The 16,909-nt window shown below is 57.5% G+C and carries 11 protein-coding genes; all 11 read left to right on the top strand.

Going from position 1 to position 16,909, the window contains the following annotated elements; translation table 11 throughout:
• The first annotated feature begins 78 nt into the window (after window positions 1–78).
• The 11 genes from grpE (at window position 79) to HHJ18_RS14155 (ending at window position 16,851) form a co-directional block, all read left to right on the top strand.
• Window positions 79–639: a nucleotide exchange factor GrpE gene (gene grpE / locus HHJ18_RS14205; protein WP_296916296.1), complete on the top strand. Its 561-nt coding sequence runs from the start codon at window positions 79–81 to the stop codon at window positions 637–639.
• Window positions 640–783: 144 nt separating this feature from the next.
• Window positions 784–2,733, top strand: a complete 1,950-nt coding sequence (gene dnaK, locus HHJ18_RS14200) for a molecular chaperone DnaK (protein WP_296916295.1) — start codon at window positions 784–786, stop codon at window positions 2,731–2,733.
• 208 nt (window positions 2,734–2,941) lie between these two features.
• On the top strand, window positions 2,942–4,087 hold the full coding sequence (dnaJ, locus tag HHJ18_RS14195) for a molecular chaperone DnaJ (RefSeq protein ID WP_296916293.1): 1,146 nt from the start codon (window positions 2,942–2,944) through the stop codon (window positions 4,085–4,087).
• Between the two features lie 507 nt (window positions 4,088–4,594).
• Window positions 4,595–5,422, top strand: coding sequence for a glycosyltransferase (locus HHJ18_RS14190; RefSeq protein WP_296916291.1), 828 nt, complete (start codon window positions 4,595–4,597; stop codon window positions 5,420–5,422).
• Window positions 5,423–5,772: 350 nt separating this feature from the next.
• Window positions 5,773–6,879, top strand: a complete 1,107-nt coding sequence (locus tag HHJ18_RS14185) for an S-(hydroxymethyl)glutathione dehydrogenase/class III alcohol dehydrogenase (protein ID WP_296916289.1) — start codon at window positions 5,773–5,775, stop codon at window positions 6,877–6,879.
• 148 nt (window positions 6,880–7,027) lie between these two features.
• A complete protein-coding gene (fghA, locus tag HHJ18_RS14180; protein ID WP_296916287.1) occupies window positions 7,028–7,885 on the top strand; it encodes an S-formylglutathione hydrolase in 858 nt (285 codons plus the stop codon).
• A gap of 170 nt (window positions 7,886–8,055) precedes the next feature.
• Window positions 8,056–9,672 carry a phosphoethanolamine--lipid A transferase gene (locus HHJ18_RS14175; protein ID WP_296916285.1) on the top strand — a complete coding sequence of 539 codons (1,617 nt, stop codon included), beginning with the start codon at window positions 8,056–8,058 and terminating at the stop codon, window positions 9,670–9,672.
• A gap of 157 nt (window positions 9,673–9,829) precedes the next feature.
• On the top strand, window positions 9,830–10,615 hold the full coding sequence (locus HHJ18_RS14170) for a transporter substrate-binding domain-containing protein (protein WP_296916283.1): 786 nt from the start codon (window positions 9,830–9,832) through the stop codon (window positions 10,613–10,615).
• 207 nt (window positions 10,616–10,822) lie between these two features.
• Complete coding sequence (locus tag HHJ18_RS14165) at window positions 10,823–11,491, top strand: amino acid ABC transporter permease (protein WP_296916281.1); 669 nt, start codon at window positions 10,823–10,825, stop codon at window positions 11,489–11,491.
• 427 nt (window positions 11,492–11,918) lie between these two features.
• Window positions 11,919–15,014 (top strand): chemotaxis protein CheB, encoded by a 3,096-nt coding sequence (locus HHJ18_RS14160; protein ID WP_296916279.1) that lies wholly within the window; start codon window positions 11,919–11,921, stop codon window positions 15,012–15,014.
• Entirely contained in the window at window positions 14,998–16,851 is a 1,854-nt protein-coding gene (locus HHJ18_RS14155; protein ID WP_296916277.1) for a PAS domain-containing hybrid sensor histidine kinase/response regulator, read from the top strand. The genes HHJ18_RS14160 and HHJ18_RS14155 overlap by 17 nt, the downstream gene beginning before the upstream one ends.
• The last annotated feature ends 58 nt before the right edge of the window (window positions 16,852–16,909 follow it).

The following is a 16,909-nucleotide window of genomic DNA, read 5'->3' as shown; positions in this document are numbered from 1 at the left end:
AAAGCGAATCCCCTGCCTTGAAAAGGGCTTTGAAATCCCAAGCTACTCATTCTTACTAGCCCAATCTTATTGCTACGCATGTCTGAAAATAACTCACCCGAACGAAAAGAACCCTTTTTGCGTGACGCCAGCCCCGAAGAGCTCGAAGCCGCACAAGCGGCCAACGAGTTTGATGCGCTGATCGAGGCCCAAGCCGAAGTGGCGAGTCTGCAGGCCAAAAACACCGAGTTGTCCGACAGCTATCTGCGAGCCAAGGCCGAAACTGAAAACGCCCGGCGCCGCGCCGATGATGAAGTTGCCAAGGCACGCAAATTCGCCCTGGAAAGCTTCGCTGAAAGCCTGTTGCCCGTGACTGACAGCCTGGAAGCAAGCCTGGCCCACCAGGACGCCACGCCCGAGCAGATCCGCGAAGGCGCTGAGGCCACGCTCAAACAGCTCAAAAGCGCGCTTGAACGCAACAAGGTCATCGAGATCAACCCCGCCAGCGGCGCCAAATTTGACCCGCACCAGCACCAGGCCATCAGCATGGTGCCCAGCGAGCAGGAAGCCAATACGGTGGTCAGCGTGCTGCAAAAAGGCTACTTGATAGCCGACCGCGTGCTGCGTCCCGCACTGGTAACGGTAGCTGCAGCTAGATGACTCAATAGCGGCACAAAAATAGGTTCAGGCACTTGAAGTTAAGTAACTTATCCACAAGTTATCAGCAGCTAAATTAATAAGACGGTTGGGCCATCAGCTTGACCATCAACAATAGTTAACGAATCAAAAAATCAGGAGTAAATCATGGGAAGAATCATCGGTATCGACTTGGGCACGACCAACAGCTGCGTATCCATCATGGAGGGCAACACGCCCCGCGTCATTGAAAATTCGGAAGGTGCTCGCACCACGCCGTCAATCGTCGCTTACCAGGAAGACGGCGAAGTGCTGGTCGGCGCGTCGGCCAAGCGCCAGGCGGTGACTAACCCGCGCAACACGCTCTACGCCATCAAGCGTCTGATTGGTCGCAAGTTCACCGAGAAAGAAGTCCAGAAAGACATCGGCCTGATGCCCTACAAGATCGCAGCCGCCGACAATGGTGATGCCTGGGTCGAGGTTCGTGGCAAGAAAATTTCTGCCCAGCAAGTTAGTGCCGACATCCTGCGAAAAATGAAAAAAACCGCTGAGGACTACCTTGGCGAGCCCGTCACCGAAGCGGTCATCACGGTGCCTGCCTACTTTAATGACGCCCAACGCCAAGCCACCAAGGACGCCGGCCGCATTGCGGGTCTGGACGTCAAGCGCATCATCAACGAACCGACCGCTGCAGCCCTGGCCTTCGGCTTGGACAAACAGGAAAAAGGCGACCGCAAGATCGCGGTGTATGACCTGGGTGGCGGCACGTTTGACATTTCCATCATCGAAATTGCCCAAGTCGAGGGCGAAAAGCAGTTTGAAGTGCTGTCCACCAATGGCGACACCTTCCTGGGTGGCGAAGACTTCGACCAGCGCATCATCGACTTCATCATTGCCGAGTTCAAGAAAGAGCAAGGCGTGGACTTGGGCAAGGACGTGCTGGCCCTGCAACGCCTGAAGGAAGCGGCTGAAAAAGCCAAGATCGAATTGTCCAACAGCGCGCAGACCGACATCAACCTGCCCTACATCACCGCGGACGCCTCAGGCCCGAAACACCTGAGCATCAAGATGACGCGCGCCAAGCTGGAAAGCCTGGTTGACGAGCTTATCGAGCGCACGATGGCGCCTTGTCGCGTGGCCATCAAGGACGCCGGTGTCAGTGTCGCCGACATTCATGACGTGATTCTGGTTGGCGGTATGTCCCGCATGCCCAAGGTGCAGGAAAAGGTCAAGGAATTTTTCGGCAAGGAGCCGCGCAAGGACGTCAACCCTGACGAGGCCGTCGCCGTGGGCGCTGCGATTCAAGGCCAAGTGCTATCGGGTGATCGCACCGACGTGCTGCTGCTTGACGTCACGCCGTTGTCCCTGGGCATAGAGACCATGGGCGGCGTGATGACCAAGATGATCAAGAAAAACACGACCATCCCGACCAAGTTTGCCCAGACCTTCTCGACCGCAGAAGACAACCAGCCCGCCGTGACGATCAAGGTGTTCCAAGGTGAGCGTGAAATCGCCTCCGGCAACAAGGCGCTGGGCGAGTTCAACCTCGAAGGCATTCCGCCAGCATCTCGCGGAACGCCGCAAATTGAAGTATCTTTCGACATCGACGCCAACGGTATTTTGCATGTGGGCGCCAAAGACAAGGGCACCGGCAAGGAAAACAAGATCACCATCAAGGCGAACTCCGGCTTGTCTGAAGCAGAAATTCAACAGATGGTGAAAGACGCCGAGCTGAACGCCGAAGACGACAAGAAAAAGGTTGAATTCGTGCAGGCCAAGAACAATGCCGAAGCCATGGTTCACAGCGTGCGCAAGTCGCTGCTTGAGTATGGCGACAAGCTGGACGCCGGTGAGAAGGAGAAAATCGAAACCGCCATCAAGGACATGGAAGAAGCACTCAAAGGCGAGGACAAAGCTGCCATTGAAGCGAAAAACGCAGCCTTGATGGAAGCCAGCCAGAAGCTGGGCGAAAAAATGTACGCAGACATGCAGGCGTCGCAAGCCGGTGCCGGCGGCCCAGCAGCGGCTGCGGGCGCTACGGGTGCTGAGCAGGCGCAAGCCCAGCCAGCCGACGACAATGTGGTTGATGCCGAGGTCAAGGAAGTCAAAAAGGCTTAAGCTCCAGTCCCGATTGGCGCCATATCGGTAAGTAGACGGCACGCACGAGCGAAGCTGGCGCAAGAGCGGAAACCAGGTCAATCCCGGATTTCCGCTTTTGCGTTTTTGTCAGTTGCTCGCAGCGGCCAGTTGCCGCGCCCAGGGCCACCAGCCCTGACCTTTTTTTGACCTTAGAGTCCCTTTAAAAAGTCCTCCAGATTTAACCGCCATGGCCAAAAAAGACTATTACGACACACTCGGGGTTCCCAAGAACGCGAGCGAAGAAGATATCAAGAAAGCGTACCGCAAGCTCGCGATGAAACACCACCCTGACCGCAACCAGGGGGATAAGACCAAGGTGTCGGAAGATAAATTCAAGGAGGCCAAGGAAGCCTACGAGATGCTTTCTGACGGAAACAAGCGCGCGGCTTACGACCAGTATGGTCATGCGGGCGTGGACCCCAACATGCGCGGTGGTGGCCCCGGCGCAGAGGGCTTTGGCGGGTTTGCTGAAGCCTTTGGCGATATTTTTGGCGATGTCTTTAACGGCCAGCGCGGTGGTACCCAGCAACGCGGCGGCCGCCAGGTTTACCGGGGCGGCGACCTCAGCTACGCCATGGAAATTACGCTGGAAGAAGCCGCTCACGGCAAAGAGGCGCAAATCCGCATTCCAAGCTGGGACGACTGCCACACTTGCCACGGCAGCGGTGCCAAGCCGGGCACCAAGGTGGTCAGCTGCACCACCTGCCACGGTCACGGCGTGGTGCAGATGCGCCAGGGCTTTTTCAGCGTGCAGCAGACCTGCCCGCAGTGCAAGGGCACCGGCAAGCTGATCCCCGAGCCCTGTGTGGCCTGCCACGGCGTTGGCAAGACCAAGAACAACAAGACACTCGAAGTCAAAATCCCCGCGGGCATTGACGACGGCATGCGCATCCGTTCGACCGGCAACGGTGAGCCGGGCACCAATGGGGGTCCACCAGGCGACCTCTATATAGAAATCCGGCTTAAAAAGCACGAAATCTTTGAGCGCGACGGCGACGACCTGCACTGCGCTGTCCCCATCAGCTTTACCACGGCCGCGCTGGGTGGCGAGATTGAAGTGCCGACGCTGGCCGGCAAGGCGGCCATCGATATCCCCGAGGGCACCCAACCCAGCAAACAGTTCCGCTTGCGCGGCAAGGGCATCAAGGGGGTGCGCTCCAGCTACCCCGGCGACCTGTATTGCCACATCTCGGTGGAAACGCCGGTGAAGCTGACCGAGCACCAGCGCAAGCTGCTCAAGGAGCTCGATGAGTCCTTGAAAAAAGGCGGTGCGAAACACTCTCCCGGTGAAGAGGGTTGGGCGGACAAGCTGAAGAGCTTCTTCACCACCTGATCGGCGACTGCGCTGCGCCTAAGCTGACCGGAGACCGGCACTGATCGGCCCCATGCCAATGCCGGACTCGTTCCGGCATTGGCACATCTGCATGCGCCACGGCGGCTGCCAACGCCCTGCTTAAAACTGGGAACACGGCATCTGGAACACGCCGACATGCAGTCTGTTTTTTCTGAAACGGAACGTATCTGAACAGATGACCGGAATTACGCTTAGAGATTCCCAGTATGCTATTTTTTTGATAGCTAATAAATCTCACAAATACTGAGCTAGTGGTTTTTTCCATTAAAACATTTTGACAATTCTAAAAATCTTTAAAGAATTTATCTTGATTCACTTCTTAACTCAAAAGTGAATTTGTTGCATTTTTCAAAGAACCATCAGAGAGTGATGGCCGATGCTCCAAGTGCACAACACGGGGTTGATGCTCTGCACCACGCGGCATGGCAACGCTCTTCGGGCCGGTTTTCTACCTCACTCACGCCACGAATCTGAAGGACTTTTAGTATGAAAGCTTATATAACTTTGTTGTGCTCGGAAACTTACTTGCCGGGCGTGCTGGCTTTACACCAGTCTCTTCGCAACTCAGGTACGGCTTACCCGCTGGTAGTGGCCCTCTCTGCCGATTTCCCTTCCGCCGCAGAGACGCCGTTGCTGCAATCCGGCATCCTGATACGCAGACTCCCCGAGAGCGCAGCCATACCCCAGGAAATGCTCGGGGGCAACGGGCATTGGGGACCTACCTTTAACAAAATACAGCTGTTTGGACTGATCGAGTTCAGCAAGCTGGTCTATGTGGACAGCGACATGATGGTGCTCAGCAACATCGACGAACTGTTCGACAGACCTCATATGTCCGGCGTTCCCGCAGGGCGCCTCGTGCATCCTGACTGGATTCGTCTGAACAGCGGGATTTTGGTCATTGAGCCGCAAGAACAGCTAGTGGAAAGGATTTTCGCGACACTGCCGCAGGCGCTTGCAGAAGTTGCCGCGCTGGGCGGAAAAAACAGCGGCGATCAGGATTTGCTGAATGCTTACTACCCGGCGTGGCCGAACATGCCAGAACTGGAGCTTGATCAGGGTTACAACGTTTTCCAGTGCTTCCTGGATATTCATATTGAAAAGCACGGCTACCGGCTGCCCGACGACAAGTCGGGAACCGGACCTGCCGTCAAGATCGTGCACTTTGTCGGTCCGCACAAACCCTGGATGAAAGGGGCCGTCGTCAGGCATTATTTGAGAAGGCTTAGACGGGGGCAGTCTGTAAAGTGGGAGGCTCAGCTTTTCTCGGCGTACAAAAAACTTTTGAAAGACAGTGCTGTGCCAGCGCATTGAAGCAAGGTCGTTGCCAGGAAATTTTTTACCTTCACCGGCTTCTGGAATGCTACATTATTAATAGCGATATCCGCTTGAATCCATTGGGTTCTAGGCATTTTTATGCAAAAACAGCGGCCAACAGAGGCGCCATGCGGGACGGGTGGCGAGGGGCGATCAAAACTCGCTGGCCGGCCAGCCGGGCTCGTCCCATGCGTCCGGCTCATCAGTTTTTCTCAAAATAAGACACTCGCACAAGCCGCGCCACATCGTCTGCGCTTTGCTCAGGCCGGCTCTAATTTATAGTGCTTGAAAGCGGTGTAGAACGCTTTTTAAACACCTTTTCAATTACCAAAAGAGGAACTGTCATCATGAAAACAAAAGCTGCTGTTGCCTGGAAATCAGGCGAACCCCTTACGATTGAAACGGTTGACCTGGATGGCCCCAGGTTTGGTGAGGTGCTGGTCGAGATCAAGGCCACCGGCATCTGCCATACCGACTACTACACCCTTTCTGGCGCCGACCCCGAAGGCATTTTTCCCGCCATCCTCGGCCACGAAGGTGCGGGCATCGTGGTGGATGTCGGCCCCGGCGTCACGTCGCTCAAAAAGGGCGATCACGTCATTCCACTGTACACGCCCGAATGCCGCCACTGCAAGTATTGCCTGTCCCGCAAAACCAATCTGTGCCAGCTGATTCGCGGCACGCAGGGCAAGGGCCTGATGCCTGACGCCAGCAGCCGCTTCAGCCTAGACGGCAAGCCGATCTTTCACTACATGGGCACCTCGACTTTCAGCAATTACACCGTGGTGCCCGAGATTTCCCTGGCCAAAATCCGCGAAGATGCGCCGTTTGACAAGGTCTGCTACATCGGCTGTGGCGTGACCACCGGCATTGGCGCGGTGCTGTTCTCGGCCAAGGTCGAAGCTGGCGCCAACGTCGTGGTGTTTGGCCTGGGCGGCATCGGCCTGAACGTGATTCAGGGCGCCAAAATGGTGGGCGCTGACAAGATCATCGGCGTGGACATTAACCCGGCACGTCAGGAAATGGCTCGCAAGTTCGGCATGACGCACTTCGTCAACCCCAACGAAGTCGACAACGTGGTCGATGCCATCGTGCAATTGACCGACGGCGGCGCCGACTACAGTTTTGAGTGCATAGGCAACACAAAAATCATGCGCCAGGCGCTGGAGTGCACGCACAAGGGCTGGGGCCGCAGCATCATCATCGGCGTGGCTGAAGCCGGGGCCGAAATCAGCACCCGGCCGTTCCAGCTGGTGACAGGCCGCAAGTGGGAAGGATCGGCCTTTGGCGGCGCACGCGGCCGCACCGATGTACCAAAAATTGTCGACTGGTACATGGAAGGCAAGATCAACATTGACGACCTGATCACACACACCATGCCGCTCGAAGATATCAACAAGGGCTTCGATTTGATGAAGCGCGGTGAATCGATTCGCGGCGTCGTGATTTATTAGCCCCCACGGTCGCTCACTGCGCGTAGCTCCCTGCCCCCCCAGGGGCCGCTGCGCCTGCGGCCTGGCAAAGCCAGTTCCGCGGGCCCTGCTGGTGAAGACGCAACCTCCAAGGGCGCTGTTAGAGCCCCTGCTTGAACTGAAAGAGCCCATGACAACACATTTGGAACTTCTAAGCGAACACGTCTGTTTTGGCGGCACGCAGCGTTTTTATAAGCACGATTCGCGCGAAATCGGTCTGCCAATGCGCTTTTCGGTTTTTCTGCCGCCGCAGGCCGCGCAAGGCAAGGTGCCAGCCTTAATTTACCTGGCTGGGCTGACCTGCAACGAAGAAACCTTTATGACCAAGGCGGGCGCTCAGCGCATGGCGGCCGAGCTCGGTCTGGCGCTGATTGCGCCCGACACCAGTCCGCGCGGCGCCAATCTGCCGGGAGAGTCCGACAGCTGGGATTTTGGTGTGGGCGCCGGTTTTTACCTGGACGCCACGCAAGCGCCCTGGTCTGGCCACTACCGCATGGAAAGCTACCTTACGAAGGAATTGCTGCAGCTGTTGACGAGCAGCTTGCCTCTTAACGCCGAACGCGTCGGCATCTTCGGCCATTCGATGGGCGGCCATGGCGCGCTGACGCTGGCGCTTCGGCATCCGGGTCTGTTCAAGTCACTGTCGGCCTTGGCACCGATTTGCGCGCCCAGCCAATGCCCGTGGGGGCGCAAGGCGTTCAGCGGCTACCTGGGTGCCGACGAAGCTGGCTGGCTAGCGCACGACGCGACGGCATTGATGACCTGCTTGCGCGGCGCGCCCTACCCCGCCGGCATTTTGCTGGACCAGGGCCTGGCCGACAAATTTCTGGAGGAGCAGCTGCACCCACATCTGTTTGAAGCCGCCTGCGCTGCCGCAGGCCAGCCCCTGACGCTACGCCGGCAGCCGGCTTATGACCATGGCTATTATTTCATTGCCACCTTCATGGCCGACCACCTGAAGCACCACGCCCGCCAGTTGCTGGCTTGAGCGAGTACCTCTGGCGCATCAGCCGGCTTTAAGCCGGTCACAAGCCGTCAGAAATACAATGAGGAGCTATGCCGCCGCACCCGCTCAAACCCGCTAAAAGCACTTTAACGCCCGATTCCTCGGCCCTTCCCCGGAAAAATCCAAAAACTTCCAAGCCAGAGTCCGCCGGCATGCGACAACTTTGGCTTGTCGTGGTGGCAAGCCTGTGGATAGCCACGATTTGCAACATGGCCCTGTGGCGCGCCCTGGCCCGCCTACCGGAGCTGAACACGAGCCAGGTCTTCACCATCAGCATCGCGCTGTCGCTGGTGATTGCGCTGGCGACTGCGGCGCTACTCAGCCTGCTGGCCTGGCACTGGACTCTCAAACCAGCCATCACGCTATTTTTGGTGTCAGCCGCCCTGGGCAGCTATTTCATGATGGCCTATGGCGTGGTCATTGACCAGACCATGATGGTCAACACCCTGCAGACCGATGTGCGCGAGACGCGCGATTTGCTGAACGGGCGCCTGCTGGCCACCGTGCTGGTGCTGGCGGTGCTGCCAGTTTTTTTCCTGTGGCGGCAAACCGTCAGGCGAAAAACCGCCGCTCGGCAGACGCTTGCCAATGCCCTCACCCTGATCAGCGCCTGTGCCCTGCTGGTGCTTGTCGTGATGGTGTTCTTTCAGAGTATCGCCTCGGTGATGCGCAACCATCCGCAACTGCGCTACCTGATCAATCCGCTCAATTCTTTTTACGCGTTGGGCTCCGTGGCAGCGCAACCGTTTCAGCGTAACGAATCAGTCGTTTTGCCATTGGGAGAAGACGCCAGGCTGGGCGCCAGCTACGCGGCCCAAGGCAAGCCGCCGCTGTTGCTGTTGGTGCTGGGCGAGACCGCGCGCAGCGGCAACTTTGCCATCAATGGCTACCAGCGCCCGACCACGCCCCAACTGGCCCTGGAAAACATTGCCAGCCAGCGCAACGCCTGGTCCTGTGGCACCAGCACCGCGGCTTCGCTGCCCTGCATGTTTTCCCATTTTGGGCGCGCAGCCTATGACGCCCGCCCCGCCAATTACCAAGGCTTGCTCGATGTGCTGCAGCATTCTGGTCTGGCCGTGCTCTGGCTGGACAACCAAGCGGGTTGCAAGGGCGCATGCGACCGTATTCCCAACGTCGACACCTCGCAGCTGAAGGTGCCCGAACTGTGTGATGGTGGCGAATGCCTGGACGAAGTGATGCTGCAGGGCCTGGACCAGCGTATTGCCGCCCTGCCCGCTGAACGGACAGCCAAAGGCGTGGTGCTGGTAATGCACCAGATGGGCAGCCACGGCCCGGCGTATTACAGGCGCTCGCCGCCGGCCTTCAAAAAGTTTCTGCCCGAATGCACCAGCAACTCACTGCAAAGTTGCGAGGGTGACGGGCTGCTCAATGCCTACGACAACAGCATTGTGTACACCGACCATTTGCTGGCGTCCGCCATTGGCTGGCTCAAGACACGGCAGGCGCATAACGCACCCGCCATGCTCTACCTGGCCGACCATGGCGAATCACTGGGCGAAAACAACCTTTACCTGCACGGCATGCCCTACAGCGTGGCGCCCGACGTGCAAAAACGCGTGCCCTGGATCACCTGGCTCTCGCCCGAGTTCGAGCAGCGCAGTCAGGTCAGCACCAACTGCCTGAAGCAGCGGCTCGACGTTCCCATCAGCCACGACAACTACTTCCATTCGGTGCTGGGCTTGATGAACGTGCAGACCAGCGTTTACAAGGCGGCGCTTGACATCTATGCCTCTTGCGCCAAACCGTAGGCTTTATGAAAAAGGAGAACGAAGGAGTTCTGGCAGCGCCGGGCCAATTTTCCTTGGGATGAACAGGGTTTTCAGGGCGACTGGCCGGGTTTCTACGTATGCAGGTTTAATATTCATTTAAAATCTTAACATCCACATTCTTATGCAAGGATTGAATATGAATATTCGAAAATCGCTAGTTGGTGCTCTTTTGCTCACGCTGGCTCTCGGCGCCAGCGCCGCTGACCTGCTTGATACAGTAAAACAGCGCGGCACACTTAAAGTGGCGCTGGAAGGCACCTACCCGCCCTTCAACTACAAGGACAACGGCGAGCTGGCCGGTTTTGAAGTCGAGCTCGCCAACGCACTGGCGCAAAAAATGGGCGTCAAAGCCGAGTTCAGCACCAGCGAGTGGAGCGCCATCCTGGCCGGTCTGCAGGCCGGTAAATACGACGTGGTCATCAACCAGGTCGGCATCACCGACAAACGCAAGGAGACCTTTGACTTCTCCGAGCCCTACACCGTCTCCAGCGCCCAACTGATAGTCCGCAAGGATGAAAAGCGCGCCTTCAAAACCCTGACGGACCTCAAAGGCAAAAAGCTCGGCCTGGGCCAAGGCACCAACTATGCCGACATGGCCAAAAAGGTCGGCGGCATTGACATCAAAACCTACCCCGGCGCGCAAGAGTACCTGCAGGATCTGGCGCTGGGACGCATTGATGCCGCGCTCAACGACAGCCTGCTGATTCCTTACATCGTCAAGCAGACCAAGCTGCCGCTCAAGCCCGGCGCCCCGGTCGGTGAGCTGGAAAAATCCGGCATCCCCTTCGTCAAGAACAATCCCAAATTCGAGGCCGCCTTGAATAAGGCGCTGGCCGACCTGAAGGCCGACGGCAGCTTCGCAAAAATCTCGACCAAGTGGTTTGACCGCGACGTAAGCAAGCCGCCAGTGGCCGTCAAATAATTCCGGTTCCAGATCATCCGTGCACTTTGTCGGCTTCGCTAGCCGTACGTCTGTACTGTCGTCGCTTCGCCTTCGCGTTCACGAACGATCTGGAACCGGAATAAGCGGCCAGCAACGAAGTAACATTCCTTCAGCCGTACGCCCCACTCCAGCGGGCGCTTGAAGCAACCCCGGCGAGCCGCCGGGGTTTTTATTTGTGGAGCCCTTATGGACCTGCCTGGCCTGACCCAGTTATTGCGCGATGCCTTGCCGCTGATGCTCAAAGGTGCGGCGTGGACGCTGCTGCTGGCCGTGGCATCGGTGTTCTTTGGCGCCATCGTTGGCACCGTCGTCGCCCTCATTCGGCTGGCCAAGCTGCCCGTGCTGTCGCAACTGGCCACGCTGTATGTCAGCTGCATGCGCGGCACGCCGCTTCTGGTCCAGCTATTTGTGATTTACTTCGGCCTGCCCAGCATAGGCCTGCAGTTTGACCCGATCAGCGCGGGCATTCTGGGGCTTAGCCTGAATGTCGGCGCCTACCTTTCCGAGACCCTGCGCGGAGCCATCAACGGCGTCGAGCACGGGCAATGGAACGCCGCCAGAAGCTTGGGCCTCACGCAGACCCAGACGCTGCGCTACGTGGTGGGCCCGCAAGCGCTGCGGCTGGCGGTGCCCAGCCTGTCGAACAGCCTGATCAGCCTGATCAAGGACACCTCACTGGTCTCGGTGATTGCCGTCGGTGAGCTGATGCTGGCGACCAAGGAAGTGATTGCCACCACCTTTCAGCCCTTTCCGCTGTACTTGGCTGCGGCCGGCATCTACTGGGCCATGAGCGCGTCGTTTGAGACACTGCAAAAAAGGTTTGAGCTGCGGCTTAATCGCAGCTATCTGCGTTAGCCAAACGCAGAACGCCTGGATTAAAAATAACTGCTCTGCTCTGCTCTGCTCTGCTCTGCCCTGCCCCGCGCGGCGGCCTGTACCGGCTTAAACCCAGTCCAGTGCGCTGCAGTCCACCAGATTCAAAGTTAAAAAGGCTCCCGGTATCACTCTCTTGCGCAGCCTGTTTTGTTCCAAGGGTTGATGCCGTTGACCAACACGACGCGAGGTAAATCACCGGTCGGCGTTGACATACGGTCATCCGCGCTTCCCGTGTCCGACAATCAATGCAGTGCCTCCCGAAGTTTTCAATAAAAAACGTCGCTAGGCATGGCAGATATTGCCCAAGCAGCTATATTTTCAGGAGCACTCCAGCGAGGCCATTCGCAAAGACTAAACTGCAGCCATTGAATCGCGCCGAAGATTTTTAGTCGGTACAGGAGACATCATGACCCTAGGGAAAAAAGACAAAAGCAAAAGGCAAACGGTGCCGGCGCCCGTGCCCGTTTCCATTGATGCCAAGGCCATTGAGGTGCAAAAGACGGCCGGCACCGACATCACCGGCTTTCCGATTGTGGGTATTGGCGCGTCTGCCGGTGGGCTGGCAGCGTTTGAGGCTTTCTTTTCCGGCATGCCGCCTGATGCCGACCCCGGTATGGCCTTTGTGCTGGTGCAGCATCTGGCGCCGGACCACAGCAGCATTCTTACTGAACTTATCCAGCGCAGCACCCATATGAAAGTCTTCGAGGTCGAGGACGGTATGGCCGTGCAAATGAACTGTGCCTACATCATTCCGCCCAACCGAGACATGGCGTTTCTGAACGGCACACTCCAACTGCTGGAGCCCGCCGCGCCGCGCGGCCATCGCCTGCCGATTGACTTTCTGTTCCGCTCCCTGGCGCAGGACCAGCGCGAGCGGGCGATTGGCATCGTGCTCTCCGGTACCGGCAGCGACGGCACGCTGGGTGTGCGGGCTATCAAGGCCGAGGGTGGCATGGTCATGGTACAAAATCCTGCCTCCAGCGAGTTCGACGGCATGCCGCGCAGCGCCTTGGCCACCGGCATGGTGGATTACGAGCTCGCACCGGCCGAGATGCCGGCCCAGCTCATGGCTTATGTGGCCCACACCTTTGGCAGACCCCCTCGGCCTGCCACCATCACAGAGCCTCTCGACGAGAATGCGTTAAAAAAAATCTTTATTCTGCTGCGTACCCAGACCGGGCACGATTTTTCCCAATACAAGATCAGCACGATCTACCGCAGAATTGAGCGGCGCATGGCCGTTCACCAAGTCGATGCGATTGACAATTACGTCAAGTACCTGCAACAGACGCCCCTCGAGATAGAGGCGCTGTTTCGGGACCTGCTGATCGGTGTGACCAATTTTTTCCGTGACGCGGAAGCCTTTGAGGTGCTTGAAAAGCAGGTCATACCCAGACTCTTTGATGACAAGCCGGCGGGTAGCACCATTCGAGCATGGTCCACCGGGTGCTCCACCGGGGAAGAGGCTTATTCCATCGCTATCTTGCTGCAAGAGCGCCTGGAGTTGCTCAGGCAAGGCTACAAAGTGCAGGTCTTCGCCACCGACATCGACAGCCGTGCCATTGCCACGGCCAGAGCCGGTATTTATCCAGCCAGTGTTGCCGCTGACATTTCGCCAGAGCGATTGGCGCGCTTTTTTATCGCCCAGCCCGATGGCAGCGCCTACCGCGTGCACAAAAACATTCGCGACATGCTGGTTTTTTCCGAGCATGACCTGATCAAGGACCCGCCATTTTCCAAACTCGACCTGATCAGTTGCCGCAACCTGCTGATTTACATGCGCACAGATTTACAAAAAAAGCTGATTGCCCTGTTTCACTACGCCCTGATGCCGGGCGGTATGCTTTTTCTGGGCACGTCGGAATCCGTGGGGGAGTTTGGTGATCTGTTCGCCGTGCTGGACCGCAAGTCCAAGGCCTACCAGCGCAAAGAGGGTTTTCAGGGCGCGAAGCGCGCAGCACTGGGTCGCTTTCTGTCGCACTTGCCGCCCATCGCAGGCAGAGATGTAGCGCTGCCACTGCTTGCCGGAAAAGGAGCCAGTGTCTCGAAGCTGTCCTTGCGTGAGTTAACCGAACAGGCGCTGTTGCAGCAGGTCACCCCGACCGGCGCGCTCGTGAATGGTCAGGGGGACATCCTTTATCTGCACGGCCGGACCGGCATGTTTCTGGAACCGGCGCCGGGCGATGCGGGCATTAACAATATTCTGAAAATGGCGCGCGAAGGGCTGCGGCGCGATCTGACCACGGCACTGCACAAAACAGTAAACACCAAAGAACGCGTACGTGCCCTGGGCCTGCGCGTCAAAACCAACGGCCACTTTACGCTGGTTAATCTCACTGTGTGCCCGGTGGCGCATGGCCCGGTCGCTGCGCTTGCGTCGCCCCTGTTCCTGGTCATTCTGGAAGAAGCGCCTGCACTTGACAGCCAAGCGGGTTCGCTGGCCGCACTGCCATCCGTCGCCAGCACTGAAGACCGCACCACTGACGCCAGCGTGCGGATTGCGGAGCTTAATGAGGAATTGCAGGCCAAGGAGGAATACCTTCATGCAGCCAATGATGAGCTGGAAATCTCCAACGAAGAGCTCAAATCCTCGAACGAAGAAATGCAGTCGGTCAACGAAGAGTTGCAATCCACCAACGAGGAGCTGGAAACCTCCAAAGAAGAATTGCAATCCATCAACGAAGAGTTGGCCACCGTCAACGCCGAGTTGCAAACCAAGGTGACGGACCTGTCGCGCGCCAATAATGACATGAACAACCTGCTGGCGGGTACCGGCATTGGCACCGTCTTTGTGGACCACAACCTGCGCATCCTGCGCTTTACCCCTGCCGCTACCCTGATCATCAACCTGATCCAGAGCGACGTGGGCAGGCCGGTGGGCCACATTGTCTCCAATCTGGTGGGCTACGACCATCTGGTGGCAGACGCGCAAACGGTGCTAAAAACGCTGATACCCAAAGAGGTCGACGTGCTGACTGCGCAAGGCAAGTCCTTCACCTTGCGCATCCTGCCCTACCGCACGCTTGACAACGTGATCGAGGGCGTGGTCATTACCTTTGTCGACGTTACGGAAATTGTTTATACGCGCGAAGCGCTGCGCAAAGCCAATGAGCTGCTGCGTCTGGCCGTGGTGGTGCGGGATGCGTTTGACGCCATCACCGTGCAGGACCTGGAGGGCCGCATCATCGCCTGGAACCCAGCTGCGGAGCGAATGTACGGCTGGACAGAGCTTGAGGCTTTGAAGATGAACGTGCACCACCGAATTCCGGCAGCGCTGCAAGAAAAAGCCCTGGTTAGTGTGCACCAGCTCAGCCAGGCTGAAACGCTGGAGCCTTACCAAACCCAACGAATAGCCAAAGACGGCAGCATCAAGGAGGTCTGGTTGACGTCCACTGCTTTATTCAACGAGTCGGGCCAGATGTATGCCATTGCCACAACGGAGCGGTCAAAACAGGCAAAAATCACAGCAGCGGCGGAGGCGCACGATGCAAGACCCGGCTAAACCGGCCGGCAAGGACGCTGCAGCGGCCAGCTCGGGACAGGCGCTGCGCCAACGGGCTGAAGACATCGCTCGTAAAAAAATCTCCCTGTCGTCGAAAAGCCTGCAAGCACTGTCGCCCGAAGGCATGCTGCAAACGCTGCATGAACTGCAAGTGCATCAAATTGAACTGGAGATGCAAAACGAAGAACTCCGGCATGCGCAATTGCAGCTGGACACCGTCCGGGCGCGCTATTTCGACCTCTATGACCTTGCCCCGGTGGGCTACTGCACGGTCGGCGAACAGGGGCTGATTCTGGAAGCCAATATCGCCGCCGCCACGCTGCTGGGCATGGCCCGAAGCACCCTTGTCGGGCAGCGGTTCAACCGGTTTATTCTCAAATCGCATCAGGACAGTTTCTACCTATACCGCAAACAACTCCTTGCGTCGGGTGAACAGCAAGGCTGCGAGTTGGAGATGGTAAAAAGTGATGGCTCGCCGGTTTGGGTCAATTTGCAGGCGACCACCGAGGATAATTTTGAGGTCGTTCCGGTGCTCCGCATCGTGATGAGTAATGTCACCGAGCGCAGGCTGGCCGACGCCGAGCGGGCATTGCTGAATCAGAAACTCCAAAAGAACAACGCCGGACTGAAGCGCGCGATGGTCGTTGCGGAAAAAGCCAATCGTGCGAAATCGGATTTTCTTTCCAGCATGAGTCATGAGTTGCGTACGCCGCTCAGTGCGATTCTCGGGTTTGCCCAGCTCATAGAGTCGGGCTCGCCGCCGCCAACACTCTCCCAAAAACGCAGCGTTGACCAAATCCTTCAGGCGGGGTGGTACCTGCTGGAACTCATCAACGAAATCCTCGACCTGGCGCTGGTCGAGTCCGGCAAGTTGTCGCTGTCGCAAGAAGCGGTGCCGCTGTCTGAGGTCATGCAGGAATGCAGATCCATGATAGAGCCGCAAGGGAACACACGCGGTATCAGCGTGACTTTTCCCGCGCCTAAAATACCTTATTTTGTCAGCGCCGACCGCACACGGTTGAAGCAGATTCTTGTCAACCTTCTATCCAACGCGATTAAATACAACAGGGTGGGCGGAACGGTCGATGTGAAATGCATCAAGGTCTCGGCAGAGCGCATTCGCATTGATGTCGAAGACACCGGCGAAGGCTTGACCCAGGAGAAAATTGATCAACTGTTTCAGCCATTCAACCGACTTGGACGAGAGGCGTACGCTGAAGAAGGAACAGGCATCGGCCTGGTGATGACCAAGCGGCTGATCGAACTGATGGGAGGGACTATCGGAGTGCAAAGCACTGTCGGCAAAGGCTGTACTTTCTGGATTGAAATGGATCTGATGACTGAACAACCGGCTTCCGATGCCGCCGCTCAAGCTCAAGCTCAAGCTCAAGCTCAAGTTCAAGTTCAGGCGGTGGCCGATTCGCAGATACACACCCTGCTTTATGTCGAAGACAACCCAGCCAATTTGATGCTGATTGAGGACCTCATGGAGCGTCGCCCTGATGTGCGATTACTGTCTGCAAGGGACGGCAACAACGGAATGATGATCGCGCGCACTGCGCTGCCGGATGTCATCTTGATGGACATCAATCTGCCCGGCATCAGCGGCATCGAAGTGCTGAAACTTTTAACTGAAGACCCGGCGACCGCACACATTCCGGTGCTTGCCCTCAGCGCCAATGCCATACCCCACGACATAGACAAAGGCCTGAAGGCCGGATTCTTTCGTTACCTCACCAAACCCATCAAGATCAATGAGTTCATGATGACGCTGGACGAGGCGCTGGAGTTTGCAAAATCGCTGCCTGGTCGCGCAGCTGAAAAGGAAGGTAAATGACAATGACTGAATCCGGCAGTCTTGGAGTCAAGATTTTGCTCGTTGAAAATCAGGCTTT

The sequence above is a fragment of the Polaromonas sp. genome, from assembly GCF_012927455.1.
In the GTDB taxonomy this organism is placed as follows: domain Bacteria; phylum Pseudomonadota; class Gammaproteobacteria; order Burkholderiales; family Burkholderiaceae_C; genus Polaromonas.
This window is presented reverse-complemented; position numbering and strand designations above follow the sequence as displayed.